Annotated in this window: 10 protein-coding genes; 6 read left to right on the top strand and 4 right to left on the bottom strand. The window is 43.8% G+C overall.

Going from position 1 to position 17,878, the window contains the following annotated elements:
* Positions 1–30 precede the first annotated feature (30 nt).
* The 4 genes from thrA to B4G81_RS01545 all read left to right on the top strand — a co-directional run bounded on the left by thrA (position 31) and on the right by B4G81_RS01545 (position 7,928).
* A complete protein-coding gene (thrA, locus tag B4G81_RS01560; protein WP_294079381.1) occupies positions 31–2,475 on the top strand; it encodes a bifunctional aspartate kinase/homoserine dehydrogenase I in 2,445 nt (814 codons plus the stop codon).
* Between the two features lie 19 nt (positions 2,476–2,494).
* On the top strand, positions 2,495–3,709 hold the full coding sequence (locus B4G81_RS01555) for a cofactor-independent phosphoglycerate mutase (protein WP_294079379.1): 1,215 nt from the start codon (positions 2,495–2,497) through the stop codon (positions 3,707–3,709).
* Between the two features lie 36 nt (positions 3,710–3,745).
* Positions 3,746–5,047 carry a threonine synthase gene (gene thrC / locus B4G81_RS01550; protein ID WP_294079377.1) on the top strand — a complete coding sequence of 434 codons (1,302 nt, stop codon included), beginning with the start codon at positions 3,746–3,748 and terminating at the stop codon, positions 5,045–5,047.
* Positions 5,048–5,168: 121 nt separating this feature from the next.
* Positions 5,169–7,928, top strand: coding sequence for a putative LPS assembly protein LptD (locus tag B4G81_RS01545; RefSeq protein ID WP_294079375.1), 2,760 nt, complete (start codon positions 5,169–5,171; stop codon positions 7,926–7,928).
* A gap of 37 nt (positions 7,929–7,965) precedes the next feature.
* Here the strand turns inward: B4G81_RS01545 and B4G81_RS01540 are convergent, their stop codons facing one another.
* Positions 7,966–9,234: a replication-associated recombination protein A gene (locus B4G81_RS01540; RefSeq protein WP_294079373.1), complete on the bottom strand. Its 1,269-nt coding sequence runs from the start codon at positions 9,232–9,234 to the stop codon at positions 7,966–7,968.
* A gap of 83 nt (positions 9,235–9,317) precedes the next feature.
* Here B4G81_RS01540 and B4G81_RS01535 point away from each other — a divergent pair, with 83 nt between their 5' ends.
* Positions 9,318–10,283 carry a bile acid:sodium symporter family protein gene (locus tag B4G81_RS01535; protein ID WP_294079371.1) on the top strand — a complete coding sequence of 322 codons (966 nt, stop codon included), beginning with the start codon at positions 9,318–9,320 and terminating at the stop codon, positions 10,281–10,283.
* Between the two features lie 38 nt (positions 10,284–10,321).
* A complete protein-coding gene (locus B4G81_RS01530; RefSeq protein WP_294079369.1) occupies positions 10,322–11,632 on the top strand; it encodes a 1-acyl-sn-glycerol-3-phosphate acyltransferase in 1,311 nt (436 codons plus the stop codon).
* Positions 11,633–11,673: 41 nt separating this feature from the next.
* Here the strand turns inward: B4G81_RS01530 and B4G81_RS01525 are convergent, their stop codons facing one another.
* From B4G81_RS01525 to B4G81_RS01515, 3 genes are all read right to left on the bottom strand, one after another.
* The gene (locus B4G81_RS01525) at positions 11,674–15,600 is read right to left on the bottom strand and encodes a hybrid sensor histidine kinase/response regulator transcription factor (protein ID WP_294079367.1); all 3,927 of its coding nucleotides are present in this window, start codon (positions 15,598–15,600) and stop codon (positions 11,674–11,676) included.
* Positions 15,601–15,626: 26 nt separating this feature from the next.
* Complete coding sequence (locus tag B4G81_RS01520; protein WP_294079365.1) at positions 15,627–16,649, bottom strand: family 43 glycosylhydrolase; 1,023 nt, start codon at positions 16,647–16,649, stop codon at positions 15,627–15,629.
* Positions 16,650–16,711: 62 nt separating this feature from the next.
* Complete coding sequence (locus tag B4G81_RS01515) at positions 16,712–17,773, bottom strand: endonuclease/exonuclease/phosphatase family protein (protein ID WP_294079363.1); 1,062 nt, start codon at positions 17,771–17,773, stop codon at positions 16,712–16,714.
* Positions 17,774–17,878 lie beyond the last annotated feature (105 nt).

Genomic DNA, 17,878 nt, shown 5'->3' with positions numbered 1-17,878 from the left:
TTTACTTCAGGCTTCTAAAAAAATAATCATATGAAGGTGATGAAATTTGGAGGGACATCCGTTGGAGACCCCGCCAGTTTGGAACGAGTCAGGAAAATCATAGAAACAGAAAGGGAACCCGTCATTGTGGTGGTTTCCGCTTTGGGTGGCGTAACAGATCGATTGTTACTTGCCGCCGACTTCGCATTGAACAGCAATCCCGGTTATAAGCCGCTGATTGATGAAATAATCGCCCGTCATAATGAGATCATCGACAAGATGATCACCTCACCGGACGACATCCGGGAAATAAAGCAAAAAACACAGCAACTATTCGATGAGTTGCGTAATATCTTACAAGGGGTTTACCTTATAGGCGATCTGTCCCAAAAGACCTCTGACAAGATCGTCAGCTACGGTGAACGTCTCTCTTCACTGATCATCAGCAAGATAATAGACTGTTCACAACTCTATGACGCTACAAAATTCATTAAGACCGATAAACAATTCCGTAACCATATCCCCGATCTGGCACGGTCCAATGATTTGATCCGTAAGACATTTTCCGAGATGCCGCCTCCCCATGTGGCGATTGTGCCGGGATTTATCTCATCGAGCAACTATAATAACGATGTCACCAATTTGGGCCGGGGTGGATCGGATTACACGGCAGCCATCATAGCAGCGGCCATGAATGCCTCGGTACTGGAGATATGGACCGACGTGGACGGGTTTATGACAGCAGATCCAAAAATCATTAATTCGGCTTATGTCATCGAAGAGTTATCATTTACCGAAGCGATCGAATTATCCAATTTCGGCGCAAAAGTAATCTATCCTCCTACCATCTTTCCCGTCTATCACAAGGATATCCCCATACGTGTAAAGAATACATTCCACCCCGAAGCAGAGGGAACCCTTATCCGGAATATCCAGCCCACACCAAACGGGAAGATCATTAAAGGGATTTCATCAATCAATGATACTGCGCTAATCACTATCCAAGGATTGGGTATGGTGGGGGTAATCGGCGTGAACAAACGTATCTTCTCCGCACTGGCCGACAACGGCATCAGCGTTTTCATCGTCTCACAGGCATCTTCAGAGAACAGTTCATCCATCGGCGTGCGATCACAAGACGCACTCCTTTCACAACAAGTACTCAGGAAAGAGTTTGCCCATGAGATCGGGATGGGAAGCATCAATGATATCATTGTGGAGTATGACCTTGCAACTATTGCCATCGTAGGGCAGAATATGAAACATGTGCCCGGTATTGCCGGAAAATTCTTCGGCGCTTTGGGACGGAACGGTATCAGTATTGTTGCATTGGCACAAGGGGGGGGGGAAACCAATATCTCATGTGTAATCGCCAAATCCGATTTAAAAAAGTCTCTCAATGTAATCCATGATTCCTTTTTCCTCTCACAGTACCAGGAATTAAATCTTTTCATTGTCGGTACCGGTACGGTAGGGGGTAACCTGCTGGAACAGATCAAACAACAGCAAAGCACGCTGAAAGAACAAAATAAGCTACGAATCAATATAGTAGGAATCGCCAACGGACGCAAAGCATTGTTCACCCGCGACGGAATACCGCTGGACGGGTATTTCGACAAGCTGATGACCAACGGCGTGCAAAGTTCACCGGAACGCATTCGGGACGAAATCATCAAGATGAATATCTTCAATTCCGTATTTGTCGATTGTACCGCAAGTGCGGACATTGCAAAACTATACGGCGAATTGATGGCAAAAAATATTTCGGTAGTTACTGCTAATAAAATTGCCGCCTCATCTGATTATGAAAGTTACCGTCACCTGAAAGAAACCGCCCGTAAAGCAGGGGTCAAATTCCTTTTTGAAACAAACGTGGGAGCCGGTCTTCCCATTATTAACACGATGAACTCCCTGATCAATTCGGGAGATAAGATCGTGAAACTGGAAGCGGTACTTTCCGGCACATTAAACTTTATCTTTAATACGCTGAGTGAAGATATCCAGTTCAGCAAAGCCATCCGGATGGCGGTCGACGCACAGTTTGCCGAACCCGATCCCCGCATTGACCTGAGCGGATTGGATGTGACACGGAAGTTAGTCATTCTCTCCCGTGAAGCAGGTGCCCATGTAAACCAATCGGATGTAAAGAAAAATCTCTTCGTACCCCAGAAATATTTCGACGGTTCCCTTCAGGAATTCTGGCAAACCATTCCCGAGATGGATGCATCTTTCGAATCCCGCCGCCAGGAACTGGAGAAAGAAGGAAAACGGCTCCGTTTTGTAGCATCGTACGACAATGGGAAATGTGAAGTAGGATTGCGGGAAGTACAGCAGGGACACCCTTTCTACGATCTGGAAGGCAGCAACAACATCATCATGATCACTACCGAACGCTACAACGAATATCCGATGGTAATCAAAGGATATGGTGCCGGTGCCGGCGTAACAGCCGCAGGTGTATTTTCAGATATCATCTCAATTGCAAATATCAGATAAATATTTTATTGAAAATAAAATGAAATATATAATAATTCTTGGCGACGGCATGGCCGATGAGCCCATTACCTCATTGGAAAATAAAACAACCATTCAGGCGGCTGCCACACCCTATATGGATCTCCTGGCCCGAAAAGGCAGGAATGGACTGCTGGACACTGTCCCCGAAGGGTTTGCCCCCGGAAGTGAAATAGCCAACCTTTCAGTCATGGGCTACCATATCCCTTCGGTATATGAAGGGCGTGGCGTACTGGAAGCGGCAAGCATGGGGGTGGATATCCTCCCCGGAGAAATGGGCATGCGTTGTAACCTGGTATGTATGGAAGGTGACCTGCTAAAGAACCATTCGGCAGGACATATATCTACCTCCGAAGCAACTGAACTGATCCGGTTCCTCAACAATGAGTTGGGTGACGATATCTTCAGTTTTTACCCGGGTGTCTCCTACCGTCATCTGTTAAAAATGAAAGGAGGAGACAAGTATCTCCATTGCACCCCGCCCCACGATATTCCGGAACAGCCATTCCGTCCACACCTGGTACAACCGGGGAATGACGAAGCAAGGGGCACTGCAGAAGCATTGAACAGATTGATCTTGGCATCACAAGAGATATTGAGTGATCATCCTGTCAACAAAAAAAGGATAGCAGAAGGAAAGTCTCCCGCCAACAGTATCTGGCCCTGGTCTCCCGGATTCCGTCCTAAAATGAAACCGTTCAACGAAATGTTCCCCATCAAAACCGGCTCCGTGATCTCAGCAGTTGACCTGATCAGGGGGATTGGTGTATATGCCGGATTGGAGGTGATCATGGTAGAGGGTGCTACAGGATTGTATGACACCAATTATGAGGGGAAAGCGCAAGCCGCCCTCAAGGCCTTGAAAGAAAAAGATTTTGTATATCTACACATCGAAGCGAGTGACGAAGCGGGGCATGAAGGTGATGCCGCATTGAAAGTAAGAACAATAGAGAACCTGGATACACGTATTGTAAAGACGATCTACGAAGAGACCACACAATGGGACGAACCGGTCACTATTGCCATCCTACCCGACCATCCTACTCCTTGTGCCATACGGACACATACACGTGCACCAATTCCTTTCCTTATCTATCATAGGGATATTAAACCCGACAGCGTAGAGGTATATGATGAGTTTGCCGCCCGGGAAGGGAGTTATGGCCTCCTCCATGGGGATCAGTTTATGAAAGCAGTATTTGAAAGTGGAAAATAAGTCCATATACCATTGAAAAGAAATAATTTTAGTCGTATGAAATATTACAGTACAAATAAAAAAGCACCCGTGGTGTCCTTGCAGGAAGCAGTTGTTAAGGGACTGGCACCTGACAGGGGACTTTATATGCCTGAACGGATTGACCGGCTCCCGGCCGGTTTTTTCGAAGAGATCGAAAATTATGAATTGCATGAAATTGCTAAAACCGTTGCGGAAGTATTTTTTGGTGAAGATATTCCAAAAGAAAAACTGGATGCTATCGTTTCTGATACATTGAACTTTGAAATTCCACTCAAAGAAGTGGAAGAGGGAGTTTATGTATTGGAATTGTTCCATGGTCCCACATTTGCGTTCAAGGATGTGGGAGCCCGTTTCATGGCACGAATGCTTTCCCACTTCGTACAGGAAGGGAAGGAAGAGGTAAATGTGCTTGTAGCTACATCTGGGGATACCGGTAGTGCGGTGGCCAACGGTTTCCTGGGAGTAGAAGGAATTAAAGTATTTGTATTATATCCTTCAGGAAAAGTGAGTGAGATGCAGGAAGCCCAATTTACTACACTGGGACAAAATATCACTGCTTTAGAGGTGGACGGCACTTTTGACGATTGTCAGACATTGGTCAAATCGGCATTTATGGATGAAGAGCTGAACAGCCGGTTGAAACTCACTTCTGCAAATTCTATCAATGTGGCCCGCTTCCTACCACAGTCATTTTATTATTTTTGGGCTTATGCACAATTGAAAAGAGAACTGCAAGACGCAAAAGTGGTGGTATCAGTGCCGAGTGGTAACTTGGGTAACCTTACCGCCGGCCTTTTCGCCAAACGGATGGGACTTTCGGTAGACAAATTCATTGCGGTCAATAACCGGAATGATGTATTCAGGGAATATCTTCAAACCGGAAAGTATATCCCGAGAACATCTGTACAAACTATTGCCAATGCCATGGACGTGGGGGCACCCAGTAATTTTGAGCGCATCCTCGATTTATATGGGCATTCACATGAGGCAATCACCGCCGATGTGTCATCGTACAAATATAGCGACGAAGAGATTAGAATGGCTATCAGTAATGTCTATGCCAAATCAGATTACCTTCTGGATCCGCACGGTGCATGCGCTTACCTGGCATTGAAAGAAGGGAAAAAACCGGATGAAACGGGAATTTTCCTCGCTACCGCACATCCGGCTAAATTCAGAGAGACAGTCGGTTCATGTATCAGAGGTTCTTTGCAGATACCGGACGCCCTCGCAGCTTTTATGAAAAATAAAAAACAGTCCATCTCATTGCCAAAAGACTTCAATCTGTTTAAAAAGCAGCTAATCGACCAGTCTTAAGTTTCTTTTTATTATTTTTGCTGCGAATTAATCCATTAATGTGTAGTTTTGCGTTCAAAACCACACACTAACTGCTGATTTCCCAATGAGGCAATTATTACGATATATATATATTTGTTTCATGCTGAGTATCTTATTCTCAGGCTTCTTTATCCATAAAGCAGCTGCAGCAACAGATATAGCAGTACGAATCGCCACATCGGAATCCATCCTCTCCACCAAGATAAGACAAATCACTGATTCTGTCGGCCCCCCACAAGTACAAGATTCCCTTAAAGCTGCTCCCGATACTGTTGCCACAAAAAAAGAGGTATTGGAAACTACTGTTTATTATACAGCCAAGGATTCTATGGTATTTACAGGCAATAATATGGGTTACCTTTATGGAGACGCCGATGTCAAGTATGGAGACTTGGCGATCAAGGGGGAATATATCACTATGGATCTGGACAGTAGTATTATCTCCTCTACTTTCGGGATCGACTCTGCCGGAAAAGAATTCGGCCATCCCGTTTTCTCGGAGGGAGGAACAGAATATGAAATGAAAGGGGTACGATATAATTTCGATACCCGCAAAGCATTTATCCACAATGTCATCACGCAACAGGGAGAGGGTCACATCGTGGCCAATGAGGCGAAAATGAACCCCGACAATTCTTTCTACATGCGAAATGCGAAATATACTACCTGCGACCAGCATGACCACCCCCACTTCTACCTCAACCTGTCGAAAGCCAAGGTACGACCAGACAAGGACGTAGTTACCGGTCCGGCATGGTTAGTAGTAGCCGATGTGCCGCTATTTCCCATAGTATTACCTTTTGCCTTCTTCCCCTTTACAAAAAGCTATTCATCAGGTATCATCATGCCGAGTTATGGTGAAGAAATGACCCGTGGGTTCTATCTTCATAATGGGGGTTATTACTTTGCCCTGAGCGATTATATCGATCTTGCCGTCACGGGGGAGATTTACACAAAAGGTTCATGGGGCGCCGGTGCCCGCTCCAATTATCGTAAAAGATATAAATACTCAGGCAATTTTAATTTTTACTACCTGAACACCGTAACCGGCGAGAAAGAATTGAAAGATGTGGCTCCTGACGCTTATTCTGTAGCGAAAGACCTTCGCATCAACTGGACCCATTCACAGGACCCAAAAGCCAATATGTACCGGACCCTGTCGGCCAGTGTGAACTTCTCTACCAGCAGGAACAACCATAGGGATCTCGGCCGCCTCTACCAGCGTGAATCCGCCCAAAACACAAAAAGTTCGAGTGTAAACATTACACAGCGTTTCCCTGATTCACCATGGAGTCTCTCGGCAACGATGAGTTTTAACCAAGTATCGCGCGATTCCACCATCGCCGCCACACTTCCCAACCTATCGGCGAATATGAGCCGCATCTACCCCTTTAAGAGGAAGAATGTGGTGGGCAGCGAACGGTGGTATGAAAAAATATCGATGAGCTATTCCGGTGAATTTCGAAACTCTATCACTACAAAAGAAGATCGTTTCCTGAAATCAGACCTTATACGCGACTGGACAAACGGAATGAAACATAATATTCCCGTAAGTGCCACCTTTACCCTTTTTGATTTTATCCAGGTATCACCTTCATTCAATTATACCGAACGCTGGTATACAGGTGCGCATAAGCAAGCCTGGGACCCCGTCGTCAAGAGGCATGTTCCCGTAGATACCGTATATGGATTTAAACGGGTGTATGATTACTCCACATCCATCAGCGCTCAAACAAAATTCTATGGGATGTACACTCCCTGGAAAATGTTCGGAGACAAGGTGCAAGCCATCCGCCACGTGTTTTCTCCCAGTATCAGCCTGAGTTACCGACCCGATTTCGGCGATCCGAAATATAATTTCTATGAGACTTATACTTATAAGAACGAGTATGGCGAAGATGTGGAATATACCTATTCCCCCTACTCCTCTATGATGTTTGGAACCGCTCCCACAGGGAAAAGCGGAAGTATCGGCTTCGACTTCAAGAACAACCTCGAAATGAAAGTCAAAAGTGACAAGGACTCAACAGGAATTAAAAAGATAAGCCTGATAGATGACCTGGGGATTAATTTCAGCTATAACATGATGGCCGACTCGATGAAATGGAGCAACATCAATACAAATCTACGCCTGAAGTTATCCAAATCATACACCCTTAGCCTGAATGCCACATGGGATCCCTATCTTTACGAACTGGACCATAACGACAGACCGGTGAGGGTAGATAAACTCAGGGCATTCAATGGCAAAGGAATCGGCAAACTGATGAATACCGGCACCTCTTTCTCCTACTCGTTGAACCAGGATACCTTCAAGAAGCTGTTCGGCCGTGGCGGCGATAATAAGGATGAAAAAGAACAGGATCCGGATGCGAACCTGCCCGACGATGGTACAATCGGGGCAAACCCCTATGAAGAGGCAAGTAAAAGAAGTTCATTTGCTCCGAACGAGGACAATTCCATGGGAGAATTCGACAGCGATGGTTATCTGAAAAATGCGGTGAACTGGAATCTTTCTTTCAATTATTCGTTACGATATGGATATGGGGAATTCAACAAGAATCGTATGGAATATGAGGGAAAACTTACCCATAATTTCGGTTTAAGCGGGTCCTTGCAACCGACGAAGAACTGGAATTTCACTTTCAATACCGATTATAATTTCGACCTGAAGAAATTTACCAATATCAATTGTACACTCACCCGTAACCTGCACTGCTGGAGCATGTCAGCCAGTTTTATACCTATCGGTCCTTATAAATCCTATAACTTTACAATACGCGCCAGCTCCTCACTGTTGCAAGACTTGAAATGGGATGAACGAAGTTCGCCCTATGACAGAGGAACGAACTGGTATTAATAAAGTGGAAAGGAGGTTAGGTGATTGAGTGGGTGTATTATTCTTTCCCTTCCCGGAGTTTTTTCATAAGATCATTCATTTTGGTTTCGGCAGGATTGGGTTGGGGTTCCCAAAAACGACTATTCTTCAACTCTTTGGGAAGATATTCCTGATTCACAAAATTATTTTCGTAGTCGTGGGCATACTTGTATTCCTTGCCATAATTAAGCTCTTTCATTAGCGAAGTAGGAGCATTGCGCAGATGTAACGGTACAGGCAGGTTACCCGTCTGTTCCACTTTCGAGATAGCACTGCCTATGGCCAGATAAGCGGAATTGCTTTTAGGGGATGCAGCAAGATAAATGGTGGTTTCCGCCAATACGATACGTCCTTCCGGCCAACCGATCTTTTGCAATGTCTCAAAACAGGCATTGGCCAATAACAACGCATTGGGATTCGCCAAACCAATATCCTCGGCAGCAGAAATAACCAACCTGCGGGCTATAAATTTGGGATCTTCTCCTCCTGCCACCATCCGTGCCAGCCAGTAGATTGCCGCATCGGGATCGCTTCCCCTTATCGACTTGATAAATGCGGAAATGATATCATAATGCATCTCTCCTCCCTTGTCATACGCCGCCGGATTTTCCTGAAGCCGTTCAGTCACCATCTTGTCCGTAATAACAATCTTTTCATCACCATCTGAAGAAACCGTCAACTCTAAAATATTAAGCAGTTTCCGGGCATCCCCTCCTGAAAACCGGAATAAGGCATCGGTCTCCTTAACCTCTATATTTTTCTCTTTTAGGATGTGGTCCTCCGTAAGGGCACGGTTTAACAACTGCTCCAGCTCTTTCTTCTCCAGCGGTTTCAATACATAAACCTGACAACGGGAAAGCAACGGACGGATCACCTCGAACGAAGGATTCTCGGTAGTGGCGCCAATCAACGTGACAATACCCGTCTCCACGGCATTCAGCAAGGAATCCTGTTGCGACTTGCTGAACCGGTGGATTTCATCGATAAAAAGGATGGGGGCAGTAGTCTCGAAAAAGCGGTTGTTCTTTGCCTTTTCAATCACTTCCCTTACATCTTTTACACCCGAATTGATGGCACTCAACTTGTAAAAAGGAGCATTTAACGTGTTGGCGATAATATTGGCAAGGGTGGTCTTCCCTACACCGGGAGGTCCCCAGAGGATGATGGACGGTATCCTTCCCGAGTCGATCATCCGGCGCAATACGGCACCTTTACCGATCAGGTGCGATTGACCGATCAGTTCATCAAGGTGTTGCGGTCGTAACCGTTCGGCAAGAGGTGAACTCATATAAATTCAGTTTAGATCTTTTACAAAGTTAGTATTTCTTACAGGAAATGCTAACTTTGCAGCTAAAATCAATCAGTCATCCAATGCAATTTACTCCGTTATTGTCCCTTTTCGGGAATCTGGAACAACTTGACACGATCCGGCTGAACTTTAACAGGGAGAGTGTCAACCTGATGAATATCGCCATCGCATTTATCATGTTTGGCGTAGCGCTAAGCATCAAGCCACAGCATTTTAAAACATTGGTGTTCAACCCCAAACCGGTGATATTAGGGGTGATCGCACAATATATATTACTGCCGGCACTCACTTTTGTGTTGGTAATCATCCTGCGCCCCAGTACCGCCGTGGCTATGGGGATGATCCTCATAGCTGCCTGTCCGGGCGGGAATGTATCGAATCTGATTTCTTCCATTTCAAAATCGAATGTCACCCTGTCAGTGAGCCTCACGGCCATCACTACTGTCATGAGTCTTTTTATGACGCCATTTAATTTTGCATTCTGGGGCGGGCTTTATGCCAGACATTCGCCCTTATTGGTTCCCATCACTATTGACCCGGTGGAGATGTTCCGGACGGTTTTTCTGATCCTGGGTATTCCCGTGATTTTAGGCATGATTGTGGGAATGAAATTCCCTAAATTCACCGCCAAAGTCGACAAGCCGATACAGGCAGCTTCTGTCATCTTTTTCGTAGGTTTTATCGTAGCGGCATTGGCAGGTAATTTCGACCTGTTCCTTCGCTATATCCATCTGATATTCTTTCTGGTGCTTATCCATAACGGGTTGGCTTTTCTGAGTGGATATTTTTTACCAAAGTCATTAGGAGTAAGTGAAATCAACTGCAGAACTATCTCTATCGAAACCGGTATCCAGAATTCCGGATTAGGACTCGCGCTGATTTTTAATCCAAGGATATTTCCTCCAGAGCTTAATTTGGGAGGGATGGCTTTCATTGCCGCATGGTGGGGTATATGGCATATCGTGGCCGGACTCATGCTGGCGTTTTACTGGAGAAGCCACATAGTCACTCCTGAAGGAATCCAATAAATTTGTCTGATGAAAATATGCATTAAAACCTTCAATATATGATATACCGTTACGATTTTCGATATACGCTGGCCAAGTTAACGGTGAGCATCCCTTTGAGGCTGAATTTCAGGAGGATGATATTTGTCGGGAAAAAGGAAAATGTTTCCAAAGACAGGGCGGTCATCCTGGCGCCCAACCACCGTAACGCACTGTTAGACGCATTGCTGTTGGTATTCTCCAGCTATCACCGTAAACAAATCGTTTTTTTGGCCCGTGCCGATATCTTCAAACAAAAGTTTGTAGCATGGCTACTGAAAGGAATGCGTATTATGCCGGTCTTCCGCATTCGCGACGGCAAGGACAATCTTGACAAGAACAGTGAGATATTCGACAATGCTGCACGCATCCTACGGAAAAATAATCCCATCGCACTCTTTCCCGAAGCAAGACATAACCCGAAACAGTCATTACTCCCTATACAAAAAGCGGTGCCACGCATTGTATTACCCACCGAAGCATCGGTCGACTTTCAGCTCCAAAGCCAGATTATTCCCATATCTATTTACTACAGGGATATGTTTGGTTTCTTATCGGATGCCTACGTTACTTTCGGCGCTCCCATTGAAGTATCCGATTATAGGGATGTTTATATTGAGAATCCCGTTTTGGCCGTCAACCAATTAAGGCAGGAACTGGAAAACCGGCTCAAGTCGATGGTGGTGAACATATGGAATGATGATTTTTACAACGAATATATCTATGCCATTGACTGGAATGGCGACCGGATAGCACATGAAAAATACCCGAAAAGAAAAGATAATTTTCTTCAGGCAGCACTCTATATCGTCAGGAAACTGGATGAGCTGTATGAAAATGACCGGGACGAATTCGACCGAAAAACAGACGGTTTCCGTGAAGCGCATACCCTATTGAAAAAATACGGGCTCAATTCAAAAGATCGGATAGAGAAAATTCCCTCTGCAAGTAATCTCTTTGTCCGTTATGCAGCACTTATCCTTTCCGGTCCGGTGGCGTTTTTCGGATTGCTGAACGGTATCTTCCCCATCCTGCTCAATAAGAAGCTGACCGGGATTTTCAAGGACAAGCAGTTTATCCCATCGGTAAGATACGCATCGGGGCTTCTTTTCGTCCCCATATTCGACCTGATCCAGTCGCTGACCATCGGAGCCATTACAAAGGAACGGATTTTGGCGCTCGGTTATTTTATCCTGATGCCGATTACTTTCTATTTCGCCCTCTACTGGCGCAAATGGCTTAAAACAGCCCGGCGGGACAGCAAAGTGCGGAGGTTTAAAAAACAACACCCTGATACATGGAAGAGGCTACTGGAACTTATCCGGTTGTGATTCGGTTTTTTGTCTGATAAATTATTGTATTATAGCATAGCCTATCCTTGTTCTTTAATACCCATAAATTCATTCGGCAGTGTGCCAAATTGCTTCTGAAAGCATTTGGAAAAATAGGAAGGTGTATTAAATCCGACCATATAGCAAACCTCTTTGATCCGGTAATTATCCTCGTATAATAATTGGGCAGCTTTTTTTAATCGCCTTAAGCGGATATAGTCGTTCGGAGTCATGTCCAAAGAGCCTTTCATTTTCCGATGCAAACTCGAAAGGCTCATATGGAGTAAATCGGCCAATTTCTCGAGATTGAATTCGGGATCCTGCATATTTTCGTCTATTATCTGAGTAATTGTTTTTAGGAATTCGCGTTCTACCTCCCCTCCTCCCATCGAGTTGATCTGTACAAGAGGCGAATGAATAAATGAATGACGAAGTTTTTCTCTGTTAGTCAATAGATTGGCGATTGTTATTTTCAGTAATTCTACGGAAAAAGGTTTTTCGATATAAGCATCTGCACCTGATTGCAATCCGTCTATTTTAGATTGCAACGTAACCTTCGCCGTCAATAATATGATGGGGATATGACTGAAAGTCAGATTCGTTTTCAATCGCATACAAAGCTCCAGACCATCTACTTCGGGCATCATCACATCAGAAACAATCAGGTTGACCATCTGCCCTTCCAATATATCCAGAGCCCGGGCACCATTCTTCGCCTTTAATATCCGATAGGAGGATGACAACTGCCGGCTAATATACGAGAGCATCTCCGGATTATCCTCCACCAATAATATCATCGGTTTTTGTTTGTCTCCTGCCTCTTTTTGTTTTTCTTCAACTTCTTCATCAAGGATCAAATCTTCAGTATAGGGAATTGCCTTATCCTCCTGAATATGTCTTATGGGTATTGTCAATATGAAACAATTCTGATCAGCAGAATCATCCATCTTCAGACTCCCGTCATGCAATTCAGTCAAAGAGCGGGCCAATGCCAAACCGATACCAGTTCCTAAGGTAGGATACATTTGTGCATTTTCATATTGCTCAAAAGGTTTAAATATTTCCTCCCTTTTATCAGGTGGAATAATTTCACCATCATTGGCAATCGACAATAAGAAAGCATTATTCTCCGACCAAAGGCTTAGATGTATATAAGTAGCCGAATATTTGATGGCGTTTGTCAACAAGTTACTTATGATCTTGGTCAGTGCTTCCCGGTCGCATGCCGTATAAACATCCTCCGTTTGCCTGATCACATATTCCAGCTTCTTCTGCCGGGCGAGGGAGGTAAAACGTTGATATATATCCTGCACGATATCGTTGATATTGCAGTTTTCAAACGTCAGCTGAAACCCTTGAATTTCAGCCTTCCGAAAATCAAGCAATTGATTCACCAAATCCAACAAACGATTGGTATTCATATCCATAATTTCCATATCCTTTTTGATCTTGCCTGGAATTTCTTCCGACGTCAGGATATTTTCAAGCGGTGTCTTGATCAGGGTTAACGGAGTACGTATCTCATGCGTTACATTGGTAAAAAAGTTAATCTTGGAAGCATATAAATCCTTTTCCTTTTCCAATTTTATCTTTTCAATCAACCTTTGCTGTTTATTTTTGTTTTTCTTCTGATAAAAAAGGAATAAGGTAACCACCATCACCAAGCCAAAAAGGGTATAGAAGAAATAAGCCCATCCCGTCAAATAAACCGGAGGAACGACACGGATCTCCAGCATCCGTTCATTGCTCCCTTTTATATCACTCCTGATCCGCAACTTGTACGTGCCGTAAGGTAAATGGGAAAAATTAATGATACGGCTTTTTTCAACGGGATGCCATTCGTTATTAAACCCTTCAAGGGTATAAAACAGCGGATGTGAAGAAATGGATTGATAGCCTAACGTGGAGACATGAAGGGAAAATGAATTTTGCACCGGCTTTAAAACTATTCTGTCGGTGAAAAGAATACTTTTATCCAGCGGGGAACCGGTTGCTCCTACGCGGGCCGGTTTGTTATACAGGAAAAGATCCGTAATTACGATTGGAGGATCTCCCTTTTTTTCAGTGAAGGTCGCCGGATCAAAAATGATAAATCCGTTGATGCCGCCAAAATAAATGCACCCTTTCTTATCCTTGTAACTGGATTGATAATTAAACTGGTTGGACAAAAGGCCGTCTTCGGTAGTATAAATCTGCCGGTAATCTTCTTCGGGATTAAAAAGGACCAATCCTTGGTTCGTTGTAAGCCATAAGTTCTTCTTGGTATCCTCTTCCATCCTATAAACAGTATTTCCCGGGAATCCATAGGCGCTGTCGTAACAAGTGAATCCCGGGCCATCAGGATTATACAAACAGGCTCCTCCTCCCTGGGTCAGCACCCAGATTCTTTTTTTACTATCTTCAAATACACTGGTAACTTTATCACTTTGTAAGGAAGAAGAATCGTTTTTACGGTAACAAAAATTTTTCCACGATTTTTGCCTGACATTATATTGATACACCCCATTGGCATAGGTAGACACCCATAGATCACCTCTTGAATCTTCCAATATATGATTGATATTTCTATTACTCAGCGGCAAAACCGGTATAAAATCATCGGTACCGTAGTTGAAACGAAATAATCCCTGGATAGTACCGATCAATAAGGTGCCGGAACTTGTCTTACAGATCGACATCACGTTCTCTTTGGGGTATTGCTTGAGTCGTTTGGTGGGCAAATGAATACGGCACAAGTTGCCCGAAAATGTTCCCACCCACAGATAATCCCCGTCCAGGCATAAACCATGTACGTTATGGAAAATTGAAGGATGTTCAAACGGCTCGATGACCCCGCTCTCCGGATCAAAATGGAAAAGACCTTTATCTTCCGTTCCGATCCATACGGAACCATCGTTGCTCTCGCAGAATTCCCGTATCCTTTTCCCAAAATTTCCGTTTCGTTCCGAATAATATTTTTCGAAATAGGTATAAGGGTATGGATAATAGTTTATCCCCCCAAAGTAGGATCCTACCCACATGGAGCCTTCATTATCCCGAAAAAGGGAATAAATGACATTATCACTTAAAGCATAAGGATCGGCCGACTTGGAATCGGTAAGATGGATAAAAATATTGATATCCAGATAATAGATATAAAGACCGGTCTCTGTTCCGATCCATAATTCATTATCCGCATTAAACTGCAATGCCCTTACATACTCGTTCAACAAACGTCTGGATCTTCCGGTAGTCATATTGATCTCGACAAGTCCTTTCGCAGAGCCCACATACCAGCAATTATGATTTCCCTGTATTTGTGATGTAATTATATCTCCTTTGAATAACTCATCGCCATGGATATCCTTAAACGTTTGTCTGCTTTTAAAGTCATCCGTATAATATAAGTTATCTCCATACAGGGCCATCCAGCAGACATCACCTTCAAACCAGAAGTGAGAAATATTCGCCAACGAATCGGCATGTATGTCATAATTTACCGGATGGTATAAATGTGAATTTATATAATCATATTGAAATAAACCCTGATAATCTACTGAAATCCAGATCGTACTATCTTTCCATTCTTCTATCCGGGTAACGGTGTGCTGTATTGATTCTCCCTGCGCTGTTTGCAGATCAAAAGGAGTAAACAATTCTTTTACAGGATTATAAATATACACACCGGCATCCGTCCCTACCCAAAGGTCACCATTTGAAGCTTCAAATAATGTGGTAATAAAATCATTCTCCAAACCGGCAGATCCTTTGTTAAAGACCCGAAATTGTTGCCCGTCAAAACGATTGAGCCCATCTTTTGTCCCAAACCACATAAATCCCTGATAATCCTGCAAGATGCAAGAAACGGTATTCTGCGACAGACCATTCTCTATGTTAAGCCTTTTAAAGTAGTATTCTATCTTATCCTTCGCGTGGAGAGGGGGGATAATATAAAAAAAACAAAAAAGAAAAAGTAAAGCAAGCCGCATCTGTGGAGAAATTCCCTTTTTTATCGTTAAAAACCGTCTTTATGTATAACAGGAATTACTGCTTTCGTTGAAGAAATCCCTCCTTGAATATAAGGCCAATCCTGATCGTCCCAGAAGACTTTATCCAGAAAAACGTACCGTCCTTTCTTCGTCTGACGCTCATAGCCGTGATAAAACATCCATGTCTGACCGGCGTCATCCTCTACCAGACCGGCATTATGACCCAAACCATAAAACTGCTCACTGTTTCCCATGACAACTTCATATCCATTGTCAAGCATCAACTTTCCTTCCTTATCCGCATAGGGTCCTAATAAATTGGAGGAACGACCGACCACCGTCCGATAGGTATCATTGGTAAAATCACCGATCGAAGCAAAAAGATAATAATATCCCTTGTATCGATAGATATTGGTTCCTTCAAAGGCATTTCCTGCTATTTGCTGTTTGGTCTCTTCTTTCACCGTGATCACCAACTCATCCGTGATATCAAGTTCCACGGCATAAATATTCCTGAAGCTGCCCCAAAACAGATAAGACTTACCCTTATCCTCAATATAATATTGATCGATAGATTGCTCTACCCCAATATCCCGGCTTTTTATGACAGCTCCCTTATCCATAAAAGGACCTTGAGGAGAATCAGCAACCGCGTAGCCAATGAGACTGGTCCATACATCGCCATTCCAGAGAGAATAAAACAACACGTATTTATCCTTGATACGACAGATTTCCGGTGCCCAAAGGTTTCCTTTAGGCCGCACCTCATCGGTGAAGACAGTCCCTGTCAATGTCCAGTCGACCAGGTTTTCAGACCGGTATATGGGAATATTACGTGTATCTTCCGTCCCATATAAAAAATAAAGACCTGTTTGGAGATCCCTGATCACAGTCGGATCGGGTGTAGATTGACTGATGACCGGATTGACATAATACCGGGCGGGAGGATCCGGAACGGTTGAGGAAACCGTCGCCGTTCTACTCCTCCCACAATGGCTGAAAACGCTGATAAAGCATATCATCAGCATGAATGTAAGATATTTTCTCATAAATTTATTTTCTCAAAAATATTGAAATAAATCCATTCAACAAAAAGAGTTGTTCTTTATTTCTAATCATTCAATTCGAGATGCATGAACGTAGGAAAATGATCGGATCCTGTTCTTGTGTATGAAACATTCAATATATCAAAAAAATCACATCTGGGAGCAAGCGCCGGAGTCAACAGCATATAATCGAGTCTCAGTCCAAGCTGATCCAGAGTAGCATAATCCCTGTCTGCAGGAAAACTCGCCTTGTATGTCGTAGAAGCAAGCCAGAATGCATCTTTCAGTCCGGCATCCAGGAATTTATCCATAACACTGTATTCGTTCACCCGCTCATACCAATGATTACTCTGAAAATATCCGTTCGGAACAAATGACTCATCGATCCTGCTATCCGTATTCATATCTCCGGAGACAACTGCATAAGAAACAAGACTCGCCCGCCGTGCTATTTCTTCTGCTTCAATCTCCCGAGTTCTTTTATCCTGGGAAGACAAATGGGCTGCAAAAAGATCCAATCCCTCACATTTGGCCTGAATAAATCCATGCACTCTATATCCCGTTTCCGGCTGCGTATTTAGTTGCACTTTCTCGATATCCGTTATCTCATACCGTGAAGTTATCCCTGTTGGATAACCCCAATCTTTTAGAATCGTTGCATAATCGTGTCCCCACTGTTTCGACAAGGCGAGCAGTTCTTCATCCGTACGGATAGCGGTTTCATCCTGCACATTATTATTTAATTCGCAAAACAGAATAATATCGGGATCATACTTTTTTACCCAATTAGTGAAATTCTCTATCTGTAATTCAGAATGCTTCCATCCGTCCTGCACATTATAGCCCATCAGGCGTAAACCCGAACGGGGGTGCATGACAATATCTATCGTTATATTTTCCTCCGAAGAGGGCTCCAGTAGCAATTCCTTACGTACCGGATTATAATTGGGAGCCACTGCGCTCACAACCATCCTTGAAGTCATATAAATAGAGAAAGTATAGCTTCCGCTTGTCTCCGTTCGTTCTATAAAGGGAGCAACCGAATTAAAATCGGTTCGGATGCTGGAAACCGTCAATGAGACATTCTCACGGATCAACTGTCCGTTTGAATCTACCAGTCGAATCATAACTTTTTGAACACCGGAATTTTTGATTTCATTCTCAGATGAGCAGCCGAAAGACAAGATTGCCAACATTAAAAAGAAAGTCATTAATTTTTTCATTACTTGCAT

This window comes from Proteiniphilum sp. UBA5384 (genome assembly GCF_002410825.1).
Lineage (GTDB): Bacteria > Bacteroidota > Bacteroidia > Bacteroidales > Dysgonomonadaceae > Proteiniphilum.
Note: the sequence above shows the minus strand (reverse complement) of the source record. Positions and strands in the feature narration are given on the sequence as shown.

What these genes read in the sequence shown, in the direction of transcription:
- B4G81_RS01555 (WP_294079379.1), top strand. Translation starts at nt 2,495, where the DNA reads ATGAAATATATAATAATTCTTGGCGACGGCATGGCCGATGAGCCCATT.
- B4G81_RS01515 (WP_294079363.1), bottom strand. Translation starts at nt 17,773, where the DNA reads ATGATTCGACTGGTAGATTCAAACGGACAGTTGATCCGTGAGAATGTC.
- B4G81_RS01530 (WP_294079369.1), top strand. Translation starts at nt 10,322, where the DNA reads ATGATATACCGTTACGATTTTCGATATACGCTGGCCAAGTTAACGGTG.
- B4G81_RS01540 (WP_294079373.1), bottom strand. Translation starts at nt 9,234, where the DNA reads ATGAGTTCACCTCTTGCCGAACGGTTACGACCGCAACACCTTGATGAA.
- B4G81_RS01525 (WP_294079367.1), bottom strand. Translation starts at nt 15,600, where the DNA reads ATGCGGCTTGCTTTACTTTTTCTTTTTTGTTTTTTTTATATTATCCCC.
- B4G81_RS01535 (WP_294079371.1), top strand. Translation starts at nt 9,318, where the DNA reads ATGCAATTTACTCCGTTATTGTCCCTTTTCGGGAATCTGGAACAACTT.
- thrC (WP_294079377.1), top strand. Translation starts at nt 3,746, where the DNA reads ATGAAATATTACAGTACAAATAAAAAAGCACCCGTGGTGTCCTTGCAG.
- B4G81_RS01545 (WP_294079375.1), top strand. Translation starts at nt 5,169, where the DNA reads ATGCTGAGTATCTTATTCTCAGGCTTCTTTATCCATAAAGCAGCTGCA.
- B4G81_RS01520 (WP_294079365.1), bottom strand. Translation starts at nt 16,649, where the DNA reads ATGAGAAAATATCTTACATTCATGCTGATGATATGCTTTATCAGCGTT.
- thrA (WP_294079381.1), top strand. Translation starts at nt 31, where the DNA reads ATGAAGGTGATGAAATTTGGAGGGACATCCGTTGGAGACCCCGCCAGT.